The organism is Paraglaciecola mesophila, from assembly GCF_009906955.1.
Lineage (GTDB): Bacteria > Pseudomonadota > Gammaproteobacteria > Enterobacterales > Alteromonadaceae > Paraglaciecola > Paraglaciecola mesophila_A.
The window spans coordinates 3,064,956-3,085,649 of the sequence record NZ_CP047656.1 but is presented as its reverse complement, the minus strand read 5'-3'; the positions used below and the strand labels follow the sequence as shown (position 1 = coordinate 3,085,649).

The window sequence follows — 20,694 nt, the reverse complement described above, 5'->3', positions numbered from 1 at the left end:
ATAAATTTCTAACTTAAATTTGGTATATCGTCACTGCATATATAGGTAACACGAACCCCCTTAGCGGATCAAGCAATGCTATATGCTTTTTTTGCGTTGTTTATACGCAAACCCTGAGTTTGGCTATTTAGAAATTATCATTTATCGGTATCATTCAGCCTGAAATGATAGTGAGAAAATTTATGAGTACCTGGTTACATTGGATTGATTTGATGGGCGTAGCGGTGTTTGCCGTATCGGGCACCTTGATGGCCTATAAAAAACACATGGATGGCTTTGGTGTAGTCGTTCTAGCCTCAGTGACAGCTATCGGCGGCGGTACCCTTCGCGACATCATTTTAGATCTCCCAGTATTTTGGGTACAAGATCATAGCTTCTTTTTTGCCATTCTTGGCGCGGCATTTTGCACCATTATTTGGCTGCGCATTAGCCATCGTTTTCCCCTGCGCTACCTGCAAGTCGCCGATGCTATCGGTTTAGCCTTTTTTAACGTTATGGGCTTACAAAAAGCCCTGAGTTATGGCGCTTCCCCTTTTATCGCAATCGCCTTAGGCACCATGACAGGAGTGTTTGGCGGCCTTATTCGTGATGTTATCTGTCGTGAAATACCTTTAGTGTTAAAAGGAGAGTTGTACGCCACCGCTTGTATTATTGGTGGGGCCTGTTATATAGCTGCATTTTATATGGGGTTATCAACCTATAGCTGCATGATCATAGGCTTTGTCATCACACTCACCACGCGTTTAGCCGCGATGAAATGGCACTGGCATTTGCCTGTTTTCAATCCAGAACATATGGATTGACCTCACGAGTTGCTTGAATAATGATACTAATTGGCGCTAATCCGTGCATTTGACTAGCCTTATGACATTCTAGTCTGACGCGCAAAGGGCCTTGCCTATGTCATTAGCGGTAGTATTATCACGAGCCAGTGTCGGCATTGATGCCCCCCTTATTACCGTTGAAGTACACTTAGCGAATGGGCTTCCTTGTTTCAACTTGGTAGGCTTACCGGAAGCCTCAGTGCGTGAAGCAAAAGATCGGGTGCGCAGCGCCTTAATAAACTCAGGCTTTGAATTTCCCGCGCGGCGTATTACTGTCAATCTCGCACCTGCTGATTTACCTAAAGAAGGAGGCCGATTCGACCTCGCTATCGCGATAGGTATCATCGCCGCCAGTGGTCAGCTTAAAGGAATAAATTTAAACACAATAGAGCTAGTGGGAGAGCTGGCGCTATCCGGTGAAATTCGCCCCATAAAGGGCGCGCTGCCGTTTGCTTACGCGTGCTCTAAGGAAGGCCGCACCGCCATACTACCGATGGAAAATGCCGGTGAAGCTGCGCTGATAAAAGGCGCGAAAATCGTTCCTGCTTCTCAACTACTCGATGTATTTCACCATCTAGGTAAGCAAAACACCTTACCGCTATTTGCCTCCAAGAACATCTCTCAAGACGCCGAGTATGAAGTGGATTTGCAAGACGTAGTTGGACAAAGCTCAGCCAAGCGAGCATTAGAAATTGCCGCAGTAGGGGGGCATAATTTGCTTTTCACTGGCCCGCCAGGTACAGGTAAAACCATGCTAGCCAGTCGCTTAATCACCATCTTACCGCCTATGACAGATGAAGAAGCGCTGGCCAGCGCCGCGATTCACTCCATAGTAGGTAAACCTGTTAACCCACAAACTTGGAAACAGCGCGCTTTTCGTCACCCTCATCACACCAGCTCAGCCGTGGCGCTAGTCGGCGGGGGCAGCGTACCACGACCTGGAGAAATATCCCTCGCTCACCACGGGGTGCTATTTCTCGATGAATTACCGGAATTTGACCGTAAGGTACTGGATGTACTTCGCGAGCCGCTGGAATCTGGCTCTGTATCGATTTCACGAGCCGCAAGGCAAGCGCAATTTCCCGCGCAATTTCAATTAGTCGCAGCGATGAATCCAAGTCCAACAGGCAGCTTAAGCGACGGGCGCTGCACTGCTGATCAAATACTGCGTTATCTCAATCGTATTTCGGGGCCATTTTTAGATCGTATTGATTTACAAGTTGATGTTCCTAAACTCAACGGCAACGAATTCTCAGAACAAGTAAAAACACGGGGCAGTTCCAGCAAGGAAATTAGAGAACGAGTAGTGTTTGCGCGTAATATTGCCCTAAAACGCAACCACAAACCCAACACTATGCTAGGCAGTAAAGAGGTGCAGGAGTACTGCCAACTTTCAGCTAAGGACCAACGTTTTTTGCAAAACGCGGTAGAAAAACTCGGCTTATCTCTGCGCACCTACCATAGAGTGCTAAAGGTATCTCGGACCATAGCAGATCTTGCTAACCAACCCCAAATCACCCGTCAGCATTTAGCTGAAGCGCTAAATTATCGGGCGTTTGACCGTATGTTGGCGCAACTTGCTTACAATTAATTTTGGAATTAAAGGCAATTGCTCGTTGAGTTATAAATTTCATTCACGTTATTCTTAGGGTTAGGAATAGCGCCCGAAAAACAGCGGGACCCCCAATAACGAATTTGTTTATTGAGCCCAGCCACAGGTTACACATTGCATTCAATTCCCATTAGAAAATACGCCAGAAGACTCCATTTATGGTTAGGTTTGAGTTTAGGTCTGTTGCTCGTTGTGATCTGTTTATCTGGTGCTGCGCTGGTTTTTTATGTTGAAATCGATGCTTGGTTGCACCCTGTACTTGAGCGTAAACAAGCCACCACAGATACGACTTGGGATAACACTCTCGCCACGCTGAATACCGCCTACCCAGATAAAAATGGCGCTTGGCGAATAGAAGTAAATGATAGTAATAGGCCGATCTCAGCCCGTTATTACACCCCATCAGAAACACGAAATGAAGGGTTTGCCCCTTTAATGGTATGGGTTAGCCATGATGGAAACACAGTACTTCGCCAAGGTTATTGGGGCCATTATTTGGTCACTTGGTTATACGATTTACATTACACATTACTCTTTGGCGAAACTGGTACCGTGCTCATTGGTTATATGGGTTTGGCCGCCCTCATCATGCTGCTTAGCGGATTGGTGGCTTGGTGGCCGAAACAAGGGCAGTGGGGCAAATCTATTAAATTTAAAGCTCGAAACTCTGCTGTAGGGCGGCTTTACGATTGGCACAAAGTTCTAGGGTTAATAAGCTTTATTCCACTTTCTGTGCTGATAATAACTGGGGTAATGCTGGCTTTACCCAAAGAAACAAACTTCATGCTAAGCCAGTTACTTGAGCCCGTACAATCAGCTAAAAAACTCGTGCTTGAACACCCCAATTCAACGGATAAAAACATCAGTATTGAACAGGCGCTTTTAGCCGCCCGTAGCGCAGTAACTTTTCATTTAAGTACGTATCAAGGCTTTAACAATCAACAGACTAAGCTAGGCCTCGCTTGGATCCAAACGCCTGATAATACGGGGCTTTCCTCAAGATATTTTACCTTTAGGTTTCAAACGCCTAGTGATCCATCAACGCGTTTTCCCAACACATTTGTTAAAGTGGATGCACAATCGGCAGCGGTCATTGATATTTTTTCAACCTGGGATTATGGCACTGCAAACATCATTAAAGGCTGGTTGCATGCGCTGCATGATGGCAGTGCTGGTGGCATAGTACTACGCGTTTTCTGGCTGCTTATAGGCTCAGCTGTTTTGCTATTGTTCTTACTTGGGTTTATGCGCTGGCGAATACGTACTAATCGAAAACTAAATCCCACTCAATCAAAGCTGACTAACAGTTAAATAGCGCTTGAATAGCAGGCTCCCTTTGCCGTTTGCTAATACAACAAAGTCCAATTTGATAGGGCTCGATATCATCTAGGCGAATACGATTGACTCGTTGACTGATTGTCGAATTATCCAGCACAATTTCCGGCACTATGCCCAGGCCACAGCCCAATGCCACCATACTTACGATTGCTTCGTTACCCGCAACCGTGGCATAAACACGCGGGCGAATACCCTGCTCAGCAAACCAGTGATGCACTATCCGTTTCGATGGTCCTGAATCAGGAAGAATAACTGAATGCTCCCGCCAATCCACTTGGCTTAATCGTGTTAGTTGAGTTTCTTTCGGTGCAATAAGCAGCAGCGGTACCTCACCAAGGGGTAAAAACGTCAAATCTGAGGGAAAGTCAGGGGTATGAATGGCTATCGCCGCATCCACTTCCTGCTTCATCACCTTGCTAGCAGAAAGCGCAGGGTCACCCGTATTCAGTTTAATTTCTACCTGCGGGTATTGATGGCGAAAGCTATCGAGTAGTTGGGGCAGGTGGCTTTGACTAGCGGTCACTGAACAATACAAACTCAATTCCCCTTGTATCTGCTCATGATCTTGTTGCAGCTCCCATTTTACTTTTTTCCATTCAGACAAGGTTTGCTGAGAAAAACGCAATAGCTTTGCCCCAGCAGCAGTCAATTTGACTTTACGATTATCCCTTACAAACAAAGGCGTTCCACAGTCTTCTTCTAGACGCTGAATGACGCGGCTTAGGGTCGAAGGGCTGACGAATAAGGCTTCAGCGGTTTTGCTGAAGTGTAAACTACTGGCCAAATGTTGGAACAATTCCAAGCTACGAATATCCATCTTCCCCCCTTGCCAAAGCATTATTGCAAAATATGAAATACAAAATTGCAAATATATCATTTTAATCAACAGAAGAAATACTCTATTCTCTCAATCACACGAGATCGTCACTGACTTGTTGCACTTACTAGGATTTATATCAATGGCAAATTATTTCAATACATTATCTTTACGTCAGCAACTAGACCAAATTGGTCGTTGCCGATTCATGCAACGCAGCGAATTTTCAGAAGGCTGTAATTTCCTTAAAGGCAAAAAAATAGTCATCGTAGGTTGTGGCGCTCAAGGCTTAAACCAAGGCCTTAATATGCGAGATTCAGGTTTGGACGTTGCTTATGCGCTTCGTCAGGCCGCTATCGATGAAAAACGTGATTCATTCCAACGTGCAAGCGGGAATGGTTTCACAGTAGGCACTTACAAAGAACTCATTCCTAGTGCTGATTTAGTTTATAACTTAACGCCTGATAAACAACATTCAAGCGTAGTTGAAGCCATTATGCCCTTAATGAAAGAAGGCGCATCTCTTGGCTACTCTCACGGGTTTAATATCGTTGAAGAAGGTCAACAAATTCGTTCAGACATCACAGTTGTGATGTGCGCTCCTAAGTGCCCTGGTACTGAAGTACGCGAAGAGTATAAGCGTGGATTCGGTGTACCTACATTGATTGCTGTGCACCCTGAGAACGACCCTCAACAGCAAGGTTGGGATATTGCTAAAGCACTCGCAAGTGCAACCGGTGGCGACCGCGCTGGTGTTCTTGAGTCTTCATTTGTAGCAGAAGTTAAATCTGACTTAATGGGTGAGCAAACCATTCTTTGTGGCATGCAGCAAGCTGCTGCTGTGCTTGGTTATGAGAAAATGGTTGCCGATGGTATTGACCCAGCTTACGCAGGTGCTTTGATTCAGTTCGGCTTAGAAGCCATCACTGAAGCCCTTAAAATTGGTGGCGTGACCAACATGATGGACCGCCTATCAAACCCAGCAAAAATCAAAGCCTTTGATTTATCTGAACAGCTTAAAGAGATGTTAAAACCTTTGTTTGGCAAACATCAAGACGACATTATCAGTGGTGAGTTCTCTCGCACTATGATGGAAGATTGGGCCAATGGAGATGCTAACTTGTTGAAATGGCGTGAAGAAACCGGAAAAACTGGTTTTGAAAATGCGCCAGAGTATAACGGTAAAATTGATGAGCAAGAGTTCTTTGACAACGGCGTCTTCATCGTAGCCATGATCAAGGCAGGTGTTGAATTAGCATTTGACGTTATGGTTGAAGCTGGCATTTTACCTGAGTCTGCTTACTACGAGTCATTGCACGAAACACCGCTTATTTCTAACACTATCGCACGTAAGCGTTTGTACGAAATGAACGTGGTGATCTCTGACACAGCAGAATACGGAAACTACCTATTTGCTAACGCGGCCATTCCATTATTGGCTGATAAATTAATGCCAGGCATAGGCACTGAGTTAATTGGTAAGCCTTTCGCAGCAACAAGCAACAGTGTTGATAATAAAACGCTAGTCGCGGTTAACAAAGCGATTCGTGAGCACGGTGTTGAAAGCGTAGGTGATACATTACGTGGCTACATGACCGACATGAAAGCCATAGTTGAAGCGGTATAACCCTTCATAAACGAATAGTAAATTGAACGATTTCTGTCGTTAGGTGCTGTAAAAAGCCCTCTTTGCCCAGCCAATTTGGCTGGGCTTTTTTATGCGCAAAATACGACTGTTCACTCGAATTGTTTAAGCTTTGCGATTTATACCAATTCCATTAAACAATTGCCCTCTCAGAATTCATCCTGCGGGTTTTGCACAAGGAGTTGGTATTGGCCGCATTTGGTTTATTGGGACACATAATGACTCGGGAAGAATAGCGAGTAAAATAACGATCAGTTGCTTATAAATGACTAATTTAATTACCATTTTATCTTTTTTAAAAAATAGAATTAATCAAGTTTAAACGTCAATTTGTCTCAAACCATGTCCAATGTAAAAGTAAAATTGAATACAATGTATCCAATTGCATACATGAAAAATTATAAATTTTTCCATACAAATCAAGGGATGTTATTAAGTTAATGAAAAATAACCACAATTCCTTAACATTTTGATCTACTATCACCCTTGATGTACCCAAAAAGAAACACCAAAGATCTGAGCCACGCTGACATCCCTTATATAGCGCGATCGAAAAAGTGGCCTGCGTATTGCTTTAAGGATGATCCCGAACCCCAAAACATGTACCCACCAACACAACAGGAAATCCAATGAGCGAAAGAATCACTAGAATGACTAAAATGGGCGACTGGGTATTTGAAGTGAAAATGGTTAGAGCGTTGAAAGTGGCCAATCATGGCGACCCTTATTCAGCGGTAGCGATGTTAACGGCAAACGGTGAGCAAATGTACATTGATACACAGCTAACCAAAGACAATGAAGAACTTTCTAAAAGTGACTTCCTAACCATTTATAAGTTTTGCGAATCTCTCGACATGAAGTATGTGTCTTATGACCGTATGAAAAACGGTGTTCGCAGTTCAAAAGTGATTGAGATAGAACCGGCTAAAGTACAGCGTCCTGCTATTCGTTTAGTTAAATAATTTTCCTATCTTTAAAATCCAACCCGCTTTACCCCTACTTAAAACGTATTAACGACGTCATGCTTTCATTGTTAAGGATAACAATGAGGCACGTTGCATCGCACCCCATCATTATATTGCCTATTTTAATTCTTACTCATTGGAATAATTTTCAGCTCAACTCTGCGATTTTTCTGACGACCAGCTTGGGTGGTATTATCAGCTATCGGCGTGTACTCCCCCATACCTAATGTAGAAACCCGTCTGTTATCAACGCCATTTTGTACTAAATAATTTTTCACACTATTTGCTCTGGCTTCTGATAAACGCTGATTCATATCATCTGCGCCCGTATTGTCTGTATGTCCTTCTACCATTAATGTAGTTTTTTCATACTTGTTGATCACCAAAGCCACGTCTTTTAGCACCGGAAAAAAGCTACTATCAACCGAAGCGTTGCCTGAACTAAACGTAATGCTGCCAGGCATGTATAAGCGTAAAACATCCCCTTCTCGATACACTTCAACGCCACTATCAGCTAACTCTTCACGAAACTCTTCTTCTTGCCTGTCCATGTAATTACCAATGGCAGAGCCCGCTAATGCGCCAACTGCAGCGCCCCATACGTAGCGGCTCTTGTCATTGTCACCCGTACCTTTACCAATGAGCGCGCCGACGATTGCCCCAATACCAGCGCCCTTTTGAGTATTCGAAGCATTGCCCATAGAATTCGATGCGCAACCACTCAGTACTAACCCCGATAACGCTACACCAACAATCAGTTTCTTGTACATCTGAGACTCCCTATAAAACGACTTTGACCTAACTTTGCGAACCAGATTTCGCAAGGCAAAATTTATAATGTGGATTATCCAATCAATAGCTGAACCATAAATGAATGAGTGAATGAAAGCAGGAAGTGTTCCAAGATTGCCCCCTGCTCATTTGAGTGTGGAATGTAAATTAGACTTTTGTGATCGTTCGCTCTGCAAACCAAAAGAATAGAAAGGTGATAATACCAAAACCTACAAACCCGATGGCAATAGGTGTCATAACTTCATCAATAAAACTACCCACAAACACAGCGACCGGAACCGAGACCATACTGCTCAAAGAGCCAATGATAGCCGCGCCAAGCCCAGCGGTGTCTCCCAGTGGCTGCATAGCCATAGAATTAAGATTTCCAAACAAAATGCCTATACAGAAAAAGGCAGCGAATAGAATACTTACTAATGCATTAAGGGGAGGGAGCCCATCGTATACCAAACACATCATCAGCAGTATCGTCGTAAAGCCCAACCAGCCGAAGATAGCCCAAGTGCAAAGCTTGCGCATTCCCAAGCGCATCACAAGCGTTCCGTTTATAAACGAAGCAAAACCAATCGAGAATGCCAATAACGCAAAATACAAAGGAAACAACTCCCCCGTATCGTATATTACCTGAAACACCGTTTGCGACGCGCTGATGTAAGCCAAAAAGCTGCCAAAAACAAAGCCCATGGCCAAGGTGTAAAACATCACCATTTTGTTACTTAAGATATAGCGGCTAGAAATAGAAAGTTGCTTCCAGCTAAAGGGAATACGCTTATCTTTAGGTAAAGTTTCTGGCTGTCGGGTAAAGTACCAAATACCGGTAAGAAAACCGATCACCAAGAATGATGAAAATATATGCTGCCAAGAAAACCAAAATAAAACAGCCTGACCAAAGCTAGGCGCCAACATAGGCACCAGAATAAACACCATCATAATAAAGGACATCACCCGCGCCATGGCCTCACCTTTGTACTGATCACGTATGACCGCTAAAGCTGCGATTCGAGGCCCTGATACCCCAAAGGCTTGAATAACTCGACCAATCAGTAACACAGTCAAAGATTCCGCAAACATACACACAATGGTGCCTAAGCCAAAAATAATTAAACCGGTAATAATAGTGAATCGGCGTCCTTTCGCATCAGATACTGGGCCAAAATACAGCTGCCCGAACGCCATCCCAATGAAGAACAGTGACACAATCAAATGCGTGTCTTGCGGATCAGTGATCTGCAAATCTAACGCAATTTGATTCAACGCTGGCAACATAGCATCAATACTTAGCGCCACTAAAGAAGTCATCAACGCCATCAGAGCCACAAATTCGGCTAACCCTAGAGCGGGTTTAACCTTGGCATCATTGGTAAAAGGGGCGTTGGCCATGAGAATTCCTTTATTAGACTAAATGCTAATTCTACCATTGAGTGAAGTATGACATGAACTCTTTATCTACTCTGACTAAAATAAAGCTCAGAAAGCCTAAGAACACACTGCATATTAAAAGTGCGACAGATCTTAATTGGATACAAAAATAGTCATTACGCGCTGTTCCCCAAATACTTTAAAGACAATTTACCCATGGCGATTGCGTTACCAATAATGACCAGCAATACACCCAGTACAGATGCTAGGTACCATTGATACCCCTCAAAAAGGGTAGAGGCGCACAATGCGACAATAGGGTAAACCAAAGCGACGTAAGTGGTTTTATCTGAACCCATTTGCCGAATAAGCTTCATATATGCGCCAAAAGCGATAACTGAGCCGAAAACAGTGAGATAGATTAGGGCTAAGTAGAATTGCCAGCGGGTAGGGAGTATCCACTCAACATCCGTCATAATAGCAAAACTGAAAATGCCTAGTGCGCCGTAACTCATCGCCCAGAAATTCATTTGAATCACCGGCGTACCGTAATCAAGTATCCGCTCTGAAATGACATTGCCAACCCCCGCAAATAGGAAAGAGGCCAATGCCAGCGCGATGCCAAAAGCCAGGACCGTATCTGCCTGAACGTGGGAAAACTCAGGATAAAATATAAGTCCCATTCCCAACATACCAAATGCTCCGCCCAAGACCACCTCTAAACGAATAGGCTTTTTCAGAAAAACGCGACGCAGCACCACATTGATGTAGATCATGCCAGAACTCATCACAGCCACCAGCGCGCTAATCACATATTGCTGGCTCAAATACAAAAAGCTATATTCCAAGCCGTATAGACATAATCCAGCTGTCGCCATCTTAATATGCAGGTGTGTAGGCAACCGCAGCGACAAGCCTTTAAATATGCAATAGCCACCTAAAATAACAGCAGCCAACGAAAACCGTATAGCCACAGACAGAATAGGGTCGAGCTCCCCCAACTGAAAGGTGATGGCAATCCAGGTAGTACCCCAAATCAAGGAAACAATGGAAAATAACACAGGGTTAGACAACTAGATCCTCTGAATCACATAGCGTTATACTGACCAATGATTCTATCTTCAAAACGGACGTTAAGTAGCGAAATATGAAAAAAATAATAATGAGTTTTGCCATTTTACTATTGGTGCTATGTGGAGTTTTATTTTTCCGCGCCAATACCTTTTTTAGCGATAACCAATACAAAGTGCAAACACCGCTGGAGCCCGTGCTGATAGAAAAGCAAGCAGTCCTTAAACGCTTTTCAAATGCGATTAAAATTCCAACTATTTCCTATGACGACCGTACTCAATTTGACGCAGATGCCTTTATTACGTTTCAACAGTATCTAAAAGACGAATTTCCTCTTGTACATCAACACGCAACGCTTGATGTCATCAACCAATATAGTTTGCTGTATCACCTCAAAGGCAGTGACTCTAGCTTAAAACCGGCCTTATTTATGGGCCATATGGACGTGGTGCCTGTGGACGAGTCAACCGCAGGACAGTGGGAGCAAGCCCCCTTTAGCGGTAAGGTAGTTGATGGCACTATTTGGGGTAGGGGCACCATAGATGACAAGATCAGCGTGATCGCCTTGATGGAATCCATGGAGATGTTAATAGCCAAAGGCATACAACCTAAGCGAGGCATTTATTTCGCCTTTGGTCATGACGAAGAAACCGGTGGTAAGGATGGTGCACTCAAAATTGCCGAGCATTTAGCCAAGCAAAAGATAGAATTTGAATTTGTGCTCGACGAAGGTGGGGTAGTCACCCAGGATATGCTGCCCGGTGTTTCATCCCCCGTGGCTATTATCGGTATTGCCGAAAAAGGCTTTGTTAATCTGCGCCTGACCGTCAACTCAGCAGGCGGACACTCATCTCAGCCGCCGGCACACACCGCCGCGGGTATTCTCGCTCAAGCCATTGTAAAAGTAGAAGCGGCACCATTTGCGACAGATATGCGTTTCATCCAAGACACATTTAAACACATTGGGTTTGCGACCGATTTAGCTACTCGGCTACCTATGGCTAATTTGTGGTTATTCTCACCCATAGTTGAAAGCATGATGCTCGATATCCCGAGTTCTGCAGCGAGCATTCGAACTTCCACGGCAGTTACCATGCTCAAAGGCAGTTCGAAATCGAATATTCTGCCCACCGAAGCTGAGGCTGTTGTTAATTTTAGGATATTGCCAGGGGATACTGTAGACAGCGTGACCCAACACATCATCAAAGCCATAGACGACCCAAGAGTGAAAATTGAAGCCTTTATGGCCAATGAAGCATCACCGGTTTCTTCCACTGAAAGCTACGGTTATCAATTAATTGAACAAACGATACGCAGATTAGATCAGGATTTATTAGTCGCACCTTACTTAGTGCAGGGCGGCACAGACGCATCCAAATTTTACGGCCTATCAGACAACGTATACCGCTTTATGATGGTTAAGCTGACTCCAAACACTATGAAGCGTTTTCATGGCGTGAACGAGCAGATATCAGTTGAAGATTACCTGAGGGCTATTCAATTTTACTACGCTATGGTCAGGCAGGCAGCCCAAGGCTAGCCTGCCACGAGGGCTTTACCTAATTTCAATATTAAGCTGACTCGTTAGCGTCATCTTGACGCAACTTACCGGCCGCTTGCTCCTCAAGCTTGTCTTTTTCCACCTCGCTTGGCTCAGCTTTCAAACGCTCCGGCTTTGCGCGGCTTGCTTCGTTGACCCGATAGATATTTTCCGCACTGGATAAGTCTTGTTCATTGGTAATCGACGCAATAGCTTCGCGCTTACGTAAAAACTGCGTAATTTCGCCCACAATGCCTTGTAATTCTTGGGGGTTCTTATCCATTTGCATCACATAACGTGGCATTTCTAAGTTTTGAGTGCCTGTGGTCGCAAAAGTAGAGGTCATAACCCGAGATGTAATAATCCAAGGCGTAATAGAGCTGCGCACCACCACATTTTCAGAGCGCGTTGAATCATGAATCGACATCCCAGTAGAGACTTTACTTTCAGTGAAAGTCCCTTCGGTTTTCATCCACATCAATAAACTACTAAATTGCATCTCAGACCAAAATAAATGCGTGCCTCTGGCTAAAATTGTTGCTCCTGCAGAGACGGTTAGCCAACTAAATAGTAAGACCAAAAAGCTACTTAGTTGCAAACCAAATCCCTGCAAAATGTCGTCGACGCGGGTTTGACTTAGCCCATCCAGATTCACCAACTGCTGGGCCATATATTGATACAACTGATAGCCATCTTGCACGGTAAAGAAAAACAACAAAGCCCCCACGAAGACCATAATTTGCGCAGCCACGGTAGCCAGCAAACGAAATGCGTTAAACTTGGCGCTAAACGTTAATTGACTGTATTCAGGTTGTGTTTCAATGAGCAGCTTCCCCTTGAAACTTCCCTTGCCTTGGCTCTGCTCCTCTAATTTAGGGTCAAACTCCTGATACATACGATTAGGAATTTCTTTATAACGGCGATTAGCCAATACGATGTTTTCAATATTGATGAAAATCTCGTTGGGATGAACAGATTCTTGTAAATTTTCACGAAATTCACTGACTTCAGTACTCGGGTTGGCCAGCGCTAAACGTTCGCGGATCATCACCCAAGACAAACCGATAACAGTCAAAACTAACAAGATTAGTAATAACAAGTTCCACCACGCATCAAATGCGACAACACTCGCTAATACCTGTTGTGTTTGCTGGGCAGCATTTACGCTAAGTTGGTTGTAAGTAAAACCGACAACAATAGGCACCACAATCGCGAACACCAGCAGTTTCGCCAAGCTTGCAGCGGTTTTAGCCTGTAGCTCTCGCATATTTGAAGCCGCTAACGAGTTTGAGGTGCTGCGCCATTGAGCTATCAGGTATATCAGTAATAAAACCGATAAAATAGGAGTGATAATGACACCCGCATTGCCCACTAAACCTGATACTGAAACGAAATAGGCTGCGCCAAATGCAATCAAACCCACTATTGTTGCACACACCAAACTACCTAGCGCTTGTACAAAATTACGGATCGGGTAGGGGCTAAAAATAAGCCGTGGTAATAAGGTATGAATAAGTCGCGCTATCCAGCCTTCTGGCTCAGTAAAGGTGGCGTTTTTGCGCCCCATCAGCATAGACTCTAATTCTTGTGCGTCATATGCCGTTTGCGAACGTTCGCGCTGGGCATTCTGCTTTTCGCTTGGGTTGTGGTTATATGCAAGTGAAGTAGGCACAGAACGGCCGACAAAATACTTAAATAACTGAAATAAACCAATTCCTGTATGGCGAAGCCCCAAAGTCAAAAGCGTGAGGCCCAATAGCGCGTTAATCCAAGCCAATACCAAATCGGTTTTTAAATCTTCGGCGACGCCCAACAACGCGATGACCCCAAGTATAATAATCGCCAACCCACTGACCGCTTTCGTTGCCCCTTCGGGTTTAAATGGGTTACTGATCCCCAACGTATTGGTACCAAAATCATATGCCATTTGAATACATCCTTTTAATTTTCATAAACTTAACATTATGGACTGTCGATAAATGCCTAAGCGTCGCAAAGCATTATTAGTACCACAAACTAACATTGAGAAGATAACGCAATTATTGAGTAAATAGAATTCGCGCGTCCTACCGCTGAGGCAGTGGCAATAGAATATTGCCACCTATGACTGGGGAAACGTCTTTTAAGATTCTTTTCGCGTTTAAGATTCTTTTCGCGTTTAAGATTCTTTTCGCGTTTAAGATTCTTTTCGCGTTTAAGATTCTTTTCGCGTTTAAGACTCTTTGTACGTTTAAGACTCTTTGCGCGTTGCAAGTAATGCCGCGTAAGCATCTGAAAACCCATCAAGAGACAAAGGCAATGTAAGTTGCTTTCTTTTTTCTAACGCGAATGCAACTTTTGCGAGCTTTCCATCACGCATTTCAGCGAACAGAGTTTTGTCTATTTTGATCACGCTTTGACACGCAACGGAGGTGCACTGAGATAAAGCGACTTGTATCGCTTTATTATCATCAATCTTAATGCCGACACCACTTGTTTTGTTCAAATTTGGTGGCATACGCAACATCAATACCGGGAAGCTATTTGACATAGAAAAGTTAATATTGGCACCAAGCAGTACCTTCTTGCCGTCAGGATCCATAGCGACCAATTGACTCACCGAGCAATTTCCTTGATCGCCGCAGAGTAAACTCCAAGAACCAAAAGTCTGCTTGCTCTGCGCGTGAGCTGGCCCCAACACAGCGAGAAAAACAATAAAAAAGGTAAAAACCAAACGCATATTATTACTCCGTTTAAGCCAAAAAAAGAGGAGCTATCGCTCCTCTTTTTAGTGGTTAACAAATATTAAGCGCGACGCTTTCTAGCGCGTAAGAATATCAACAAAGATAATCCGAAGATACCTAGCCCTGCAGGTGCAGAAACCGCTTGAGGGTCGTCAACAAACTCAGTAATAGCGTTTTGATTCATGTTGATTACCCCAGCGGCATCAAAGGTCAATGCGGTAACAAATGCATTAGGATCCGTTGGATCTACCATTTCAGAGGTCTCAATACCCAATATACGGAAACGGTCAACTGCTGTAGTGAAATCAAACGTTACACCACCAAGCAAATCTTCACCTGTGTCATACCAATCCATCAAGGCGGCATCCCATAACCAAAGGTCATAAACGTCATCACCAAAGCCGGTAGGTAGCATCACTGAGGTAATGCTCGGGCCACTATTGACGATGTAATCGTAACCAACGGCAACATCCGGGTCGATAAATATTGGTGTTTCTGGCTCAATGATCACAAATTCAAAGTTGTAATCAGTGGGTGTTTCAGGATTAATCACTGGCAAAATCGGATTTTCAGCGGTATCGCCTGGTAATTCACCGTCACGAATAGCAAACTTCCAAATACCTGCAGTACCTGTATTGCTGTCAGCAGTATCTAAATTCACAACTTCACTAGTACGAGAACCAGGAAGAGTAAAGAAATTCACACCATCACCAGCATCATAACCCGCTTGCGCTGGCGTTCCACCGAGGCCGTTCTCACCGCCTGAAGCATCACCAGTGGTCCAGTTGATGTCTTCATACCGGAATTCCACATCGAAGTTGCCGGCACCGGTGTCAGCACGGTCAATTAGAACTAATTGAAAGGTATTCGTAAGTGAACTATCTGAAGAGAAAAAACCAACGCTATCCCAAGTAATCACCAAGGTTTCAGCATTGGGCGAGCCAATAAATACGTCACCACAGTCGTCACAACCTGTGTCTACATCCGCCCAAAAGGGTGCGATCATTGCGATGGTATTTAATTCTGCGGGCGCTTCGGTCTCTACGTTATTTGTAGTAAAGGTCGAACGTGTCTGTTGGGCCTCTTGAGGAATATCAAGACAATCTATACCGCAGTCGTCATCACCGCCGCCTTCAAAGTCATCACCTCCAAAGAGCGTATTTGGAAATGGGTCTGGCGTATACTGACCAACAGCACCATTAAAGCTAATATTGCCGTTATTGTTTACGTAAAATGAGTTATGGCTACGGCCAAAGAAATTAACACCAGAATCAAAACCAAGATCAGCATAATCACTGAAAAATATTTCCTGGCTAGAGCCATCATCGTTTTTTTCTAGGGCAACAGTTCCAAACCCCGACTCACCTGAACCACTCCAACCCTCTAACAATACGCTCGCGTTAGCAGTCATCGAAGCCATACTGGTCGCCAATGCTCCGCTAATGGCGATTGCTTTGACTAACTTCTTGAATTCATACATTTATTACATCCTTTGTTTGCATAGAAATCTGATTCGAGGAGCGTGCAAGCAAATGTCAGACCAGTAATAATTACACTTTAAAATCAGTGCTTTACGACAATTACCAGTATGCGAGTCACAAATGTGTAATATTTACTGACACTTTATGCAGGAAAGTGTGGTTAATTAAATACTCTTTATATTCAAAGGACGAAAGAAAAAAGCCAAGACGCGTGCTTGGCTTTAAATAAACAATTGATATTTAATGAAGTTTTAGCTTGGGACCGACAAATTTACTGACCCGGCGACTCAGCATAGTTAGCGTGGCTTTTAACCAACCATGAACGGCAAACTGGTGCATGCTATAAAGTGAGGTATACACCAAACGGGCTAACTTACCTTCAACGAACATACTGCTGTTAGACAGGTTACCCATCAAACTCCCCACCGTACTGTACTTACTTAAGTGAACTAACGAGCCGTAATCGCTATATTTGTAATCTTCGAATTCCTTGCCTTGGAGTTGATTGACGATATTTTTATATACGGTTGACGCCATTTGATGGGCCGATTGCGCTCTCGGGGGCACCCAAGTACCATCTTCTTGCTGAAAGGCACAGCAGTCACCGAGTACATAAATATCTTGATGATTCTTGGCCCGTAGTTGCGCGTCTACCAACACCTGTTGTGCACGATTTGTTTCGAACATATCCAGCTCTTTGATCAAGTTTGGCGCTTTTACGCCCGCTGCCCACACCATTAAATCAGCTTCAATTAGCTCATCATCAGCGGTAACAAAGCCGTTTTTCTCCGCCCTAATGACTTTGGTGTCTTCGTAAAGTTTCACGCCGATTTTCTGTAACGCACTTTTGGCAGCATAGGCTATTCGTTCTGGCAATGCTGGCAAAATTCTAGGGCCGGCTTCGATGATCGAAATTTCCAAACGCTGAGCCGACATTGCAGGCATACCGTAAGCCCTAGATAAATTCGCAACGTGATGTAATTGCGCTGCAAGCTCAGTCCCTGTCGCTCCCGCCCCTACAATCGAAACCTTGAGCATCGACTGCTGAGTATTCGGTTGATTGACTCTGAGCATTTGATTGAGCAGCGCGCGATGAAAGCGTTCAGCCTGAACGAGTGAATCCAAGAAGTAGCTGTTGTCCTTCACGCCCGGCGTGCCAAAGTCATTACTCACGCTGCCGATTGCTAACACCAGAATATCGTACTCAATTGTACGTTCAGGTAAAATTAGCTCACCCTCTTCATCATGTAGGGCGTCTAACGCGATCGATTTATTCTGCTCATCAATCCCCTTGAGCGTTCCTTGTTGGAATTCATATTTGAGGCGACTGGCATGAATACGATAATCCACGCCATCAGAGTTTTTATCGATAATACCCGCAGCGACTTCATGTAGCAGCGGTTTCCACACATGCGTTCTGACCTTATCAACTAGGATCATCTCCACAGCAGTGTGTTTTCGACAATAACGGCTTAGCTGAGCAACTAACTCAAGACCACCCGCCCCGCCGCCTACAACGACTATACGTTTCATAAAAATTACCTTTTAAAGTTGCGATAGAATTCGATTTACGCTTGGCTGCAGGTTCGGTTCGAACAGAAGAAAAGGCAGTAAATATTGGGAAATAAAATAGCGTAATAAATTGATTGTAAGATAAAGCGCACAGCGAAGGATTAGGATACGCTCTATTTAAAATAGGGGGAAATAAAGATAGTAAGGGCTTACCAACATCAAATGTTATGCTTAGAATCCCAAAAAATAGGCGACTTACAGCAAAACGGTATCTCAGGTTTTTCAACCATAGCGCAATAAAAAACTGTCGCCAATAAGAAGTCGTTAGATAGCCCGAGAGATCAACCAAGGCGCTAAACGCCACAGACACACCTCCACTCAACGAGCGTATCCATACTCGCAGAGTTAACAACAGTGTAACCATCGAGAGGCTGTGCAAAAATAACTCCTTATTAAACCTACAATTAACATGATCGCAGGTGATATTAGTGACGTACTTCTCCATCTCCTAACACGATAAACTTCTGCGTAGTCAAAGAGGCTGCGCCCATTGGGCCATAGGCATGTAATTTACTGGTTGAGATCCCGATTTCGGCACCTAAGCCAAGCTCACCACCGTCTGAGAAACGAGATGAAGCGTTTGCCATAACCACAGCTGAATTTAAGGTACGAATAAACTGCTGAGCACGACTAAAGTCCTGCGTCGCAATGACCTCAGTATGTCCTGAGCTGTATGTTTCGATATGTTCGATCGCCGCATCAAAGTCGTCTACAACCCTGATAGCAATTTCCATGGCTAAGTATTCAGCATGCCAGTCATCTTCGGTAGCGGCTAAGGCGTTGTCGAAATAGCTAATGCTGCGCTCACAGGCGTGCACTTTAACCTGAAATTCTGCAAATAGTTCCCGCACCTTTGGCAAAAAGGACGCGGCTATATCTTGGTGAACTAATAAAGTTTCAAGGGAGTTACATACGCCCGTGCGCTGAGTTTTACCATTTTTCAATAAGTTAAGGGCTTTGATTTCATCTGCCGCATCATCAACATATAAATGACACACACCTTTGTAATGCTGAATAACAGGAATACGGCTATTCTCACTCACAAACCGGATCAGACCTTCACCGCCTCGGGGAATAATTAAGTCAATATCTTCATTTAACGTCATTAATTCGTTCATTACTGCGCGGTCAGGGTTGGGCACAACTACAACCGCTGCGGGATCTATGCCGTTTTTGTCTAACGCAAAGCGGATGCACTCAGCCAAAGCCAAATTTGAGTGCAAGGCTTCTTTTCCTCCCCGCAACACCACAGCATTACCCGCCTTTAAACACAAAGCGGCAGCGTCAATGGTAACATTTGGCCGTGACTCGTAGATCATCGCAATTACCCCTAATGGGATACGCATTTTGCCCACTTGAATACCACTTGGCATTTGTTGCATATGTTCAATGCTACCCACAGGATCTGCCTGCGCTGCAATATCAAGTACCGCATTAGCTATGCCTTGAATGCGCTCAGCACTTAGAAGCAAACGGTCTAGCATGGCATCGTCTAAATTATTTTCACGACCTGCCGCCAAATCCTGCTCATTGGCAACCATGATCTCTGTGCTTTGCTCTAACATGCGCTCAGCGATGTCTTTTAATAAGGTTTCTTTTTGCGTCGCTGATAATTTAGCGACTTGACGAGAAGCAACACGAGCTGCTTTAGCAGCTTGAGCGATTGAAAATGCCATTGTTAAGATCCTCTAAATTGATATTAAAGCCAGCTAAAACAAGAAAGCTAGAGTAAAACAAGGTCATCACGATGAACGGCGACCTCGCCGGATGAGTAACCAAGAATGGTTTCGATTTTATCGCTGCGTTGCCCTTTAATTTGCGCCAACTCACTATTGCCGTACAAACAAAGTCCTTTAGCTATTATCTGGTCTTTGTAACGAATATCAACTGCCTCGCCAGGTTTAAACGAACCTAATACACTGGTAATACCTGAAGGTAGCAACGAAGCCCCTTTGTTTATCAATGCTTTTTGCGCACCATCATCAATCACAAGCGTCCCTTTTGATCGCAATGTATGGCGTAGCCATTGGGTACGAGCACTGTCACGATTTTTACTTGGTATAAACAAGGTGCCTGGCTGCTTTGATAGTGCAAGTTGTTCAAATACCTCGGGTTTACGACCATTAACTATAAGAGTTTGGATACCACTTTTAGCGCACTTTTCGGCAGCTTGAATTTTAGTACGCATACCGCCAGTTCCTACACTGGTACCCGCACCACCTGCCAATTGGTGAATTTTGTGGTCTATTTCATCTACCCTTGGGATAAACTTGGCGCTAGGATTTTGCCGTGGGTCTGCATCATATAAGCCATCAATATCTGAACAAATAATTAAGGTATCAGCTTGGGCTACCAAGGCTGTATACGCTGCAAGGTTATCGTTATCCCCCACCTTTAATTCATTAATAACGACTGTGTCATTTTCGTTCACGATCGGCAGGGCGTTGTTGCGCAACAATTCGCGCAGGGTATTTTTAATATTGACGTAACGTGTACGATTATGGAAATCATCTGACGTTAGCAATATTTGTCCACAATCAAAATCAAACAAACGTGCCCAATTAGCCATCATGTGCGTTTGACCAATAGCAGCCATTGCTTGCTTTTCAGCGATAGAGGGATAATGCTTATAGCCTATTTTACCGCGTCCGGCTGCCACACTGCCAGAAGACACTAAAATGACTTCTTTACCTTGCGCTCTACTAGCGACAATAAACTGTGCAATCGGCAACAAAAACTGACTGCTGCATGCTTTGCCATCTGGTGCGATTAAGGCGCTGCCGACTTTAATGACGGCCCGTTGCCACGTGAACTGTGACATGAAAAATCCTACCGAGTTAATATGCTGCTAGATTACGACAAACCTGCCTAGAAACAAGACTTTGTTGCTATAAGCTATGGTATTTTGGGAACAAATTATGTCAAAAACCATAAAACACTTAAAAGTAAGCGTTC

At 44.1% G+C, this 20,694-nt stretch carries 16 protein-coding genes; 6 read left to right on the top strand and 10 right to left on the bottom strand.

What is annotated here, in order from left to right:
* The first annotated feature begins 182 nt into the window (after positions 1-182).
* From FX988_RS13340 to FX988_RS13330, 3 genes are all read left to right on the top strand, one after another.
* Entirely contained in the window at positions 183-803 is a 621-nt protein-coding gene (locus tag FX988_RS13340; RefSeq protein WP_160180506.1) for a trimeric intracellular cation channel family protein, read from the top strand.
* A 97-nt stretch (positions 804-900) separates the two neighbouring features.
* Positions 901-2,415: a YifB family Mg chelatase-like AAA ATPase gene (locus FX988_RS13335; RefSeq protein ID WP_160180504.1), complete on the top strand. Its 1,515-nt coding sequence runs from the start codon at positions 901-903 to the stop codon at positions 2,413-2,415.
* A gap of 111 nt (positions 2,416-2,526) precedes the next feature.
* Positions 2,527-3,747: a PepSY-associated TM helix domain-containing protein gene (locus FX988_RS13330; RefSeq protein WP_254700609.1), complete on the top strand. Its 1,221-nt coding sequence runs from the start codon at positions 2,527-2,529 to the stop codon at positions 3,745-3,747.
* Here the strand turns inward: FX988_RS13330 and ilvY are convergent.
* Complete coding sequence (ilvY, locus tag FX988_RS13325) at positions 3,737-4,591, bottom strand: HTH-type transcriptional activator IlvY (RefSeq protein ID WP_160180503.1); 855 nt, start codon at positions 4,589-4,591, stop codon at positions 3,737-3,739. The two genes, FX988_RS13330 and ilvY, sit on opposite strands and share 11 nt — an antisense overlap.
* Positions 4,592-4,733: 142 nt before the next feature.
* Here ilvY and ilvC point away from each other — a divergent pair, with 142 nt between their 5' ends.
* Both ilvC and FX988_RS13315 read left to right on the top strand, forming a co-directional pair.
* Positions 4,734-6,218, top strand: coding sequence for a ketol-acid reductoisomerase (ilvC, locus tag FX988_RS13320; protein WP_160180501.1), 1,485 nt, complete (start codon positions 4,734-4,736; stop codon positions 6,216-6,218).
* A gap of 668 nt (positions 6,219-6,886) precedes the next feature.
* Positions 6,887-7,198 carry a hypothetical protein gene (locus FX988_RS13315; protein ID WP_006994965.1) on the top strand — a complete coding sequence of 104 codons (312 nt, stop codon included), beginning with the start codon at positions 6,887-6,889 and terminating at the stop codon, positions 7,196-7,198.
* A gap of 125 nt (positions 7,199-7,323) precedes the next feature.
* On the opposite strand, the gene FX988_RS13310 is transcribed toward FX988_RS13315, so the two are convergent.
* The 3 genes from FX988_RS13310 to FX988_RS13300 all read right to left on the bottom strand — a co-directional run bounded on the left by FX988_RS13310 (position 7,324) and on the right by FX988_RS13300 (position 10,425).
* Positions 7,324-7,971 (bottom strand): OmpA family protein, encoded by a 648-nt coding sequence (locus tag FX988_RS13310; protein WP_160180499.1) that lies wholly within the window; start codon positions 7,969-7,971, stop codon positions 7,324-7,326.
* 169 nt (positions 7,972-8,140) lie between these two features.
* On the bottom strand, positions 8,141-9,373 hold the full coding sequence (locus tag FX988_RS13305) for a multidrug effflux MFS transporter (RefSeq protein WP_160180497.1): 1,233 nt from the start codon (positions 9,371-9,373) through the stop codon (positions 8,141-8,143).
* Positions 9,374-9,528: 155 nt separating this feature from the next.
* A complete protein-coding gene (locus FX988_RS13300) occupies positions 9,529-10,425 on the bottom strand; it encodes a DMT family transporter (protein ID WP_160180495.1) in 897 nt (298 codons plus the stop codon).
* Between the two features lie 74 nt (positions 10,426-10,499).
* Between FX988_RS13300 and FX988_RS13295 the strand changes: the two genes are divergently transcribed.
* On the top strand, positions 10,500-11,963 hold the full coding sequence (locus tag FX988_RS13295) for a M20 family peptidase (RefSeq protein WP_201751594.1): 1,464 nt from the start codon (positions 10,500-10,502) through the stop codon (positions 11,961-11,963).
* Positions 11,964-11,994: 31 nt separating this feature from the next.
* Here the strand turns inward: FX988_RS13295 and FX988_RS13290 are convergent, their stop codons facing one another.
* The 6 genes from FX988_RS13290 to proB form a co-directional block, all read right to left on the bottom strand.
* On the bottom strand, positions 11,995-13,890 hold the full coding sequence (locus FX988_RS13290) for a hypothetical protein (RefSeq protein ID WP_160180493.1): 1,896 nt from the start codon (positions 13,888-13,890) through the stop codon (positions 11,995-11,997).
* Positions 13,891-14,193: 303 nt separating this feature from the next.
* Complete coding sequence (locus FX988_RS13285) at positions 14,194-14,682, bottom strand: invasion associated locus B family protein (protein WP_160180491.1); 489 nt, start codon at positions 14,680-14,682, stop codon at positions 14,194-14,196.
* Positions 14,683-14,747: 65 nt separating this feature from the next.
* On the bottom strand, positions 14,748-16,166 hold the full coding sequence (locus tag FX988_RS13280; RefSeq protein ID WP_160180489.1) for a nidogen-like domain-containing protein: 1,419 nt from the start codon (positions 16,164-16,166) through the stop codon (positions 14,748-14,750).
* Positions 16,167-16,407: 241 nt separating this feature from the next.
* Positions 16,408-17,700 (bottom strand): NAD(P)/FAD-dependent oxidoreductase, encoded by a 1,293-nt coding sequence (locus FX988_RS13275; protein WP_160180487.1) that lies wholly within the window; start codon positions 17,698-17,700, stop codon positions 16,408-16,410.
* A 464-nt stretch (positions 17,701-18,164) separates the two neighbouring features.
* The gene (locus FX988_RS13270) at positions 18,165-19,415 is read right to left on the bottom strand and encodes a glutamate-5-semialdehyde dehydrogenase (protein ID WP_160180485.1); all 1,251 of its coding nucleotides are present in this window, start codon (positions 19,413-19,415) and stop codon (positions 18,165-18,167) included.
* Between the two features lie 47 nt (positions 19,416-19,462).
* On the bottom strand, positions 19,463-20,560 hold the full coding sequence (gene proB / locus FX988_RS13265; protein WP_160180483.1) for a glutamate 5-kinase: 1,098 nt from the start codon (positions 20,558-20,560) through the stop codon (positions 19,463-19,465).
* Positions 20,561-20,694 lie beyond the last annotated feature (134 nt).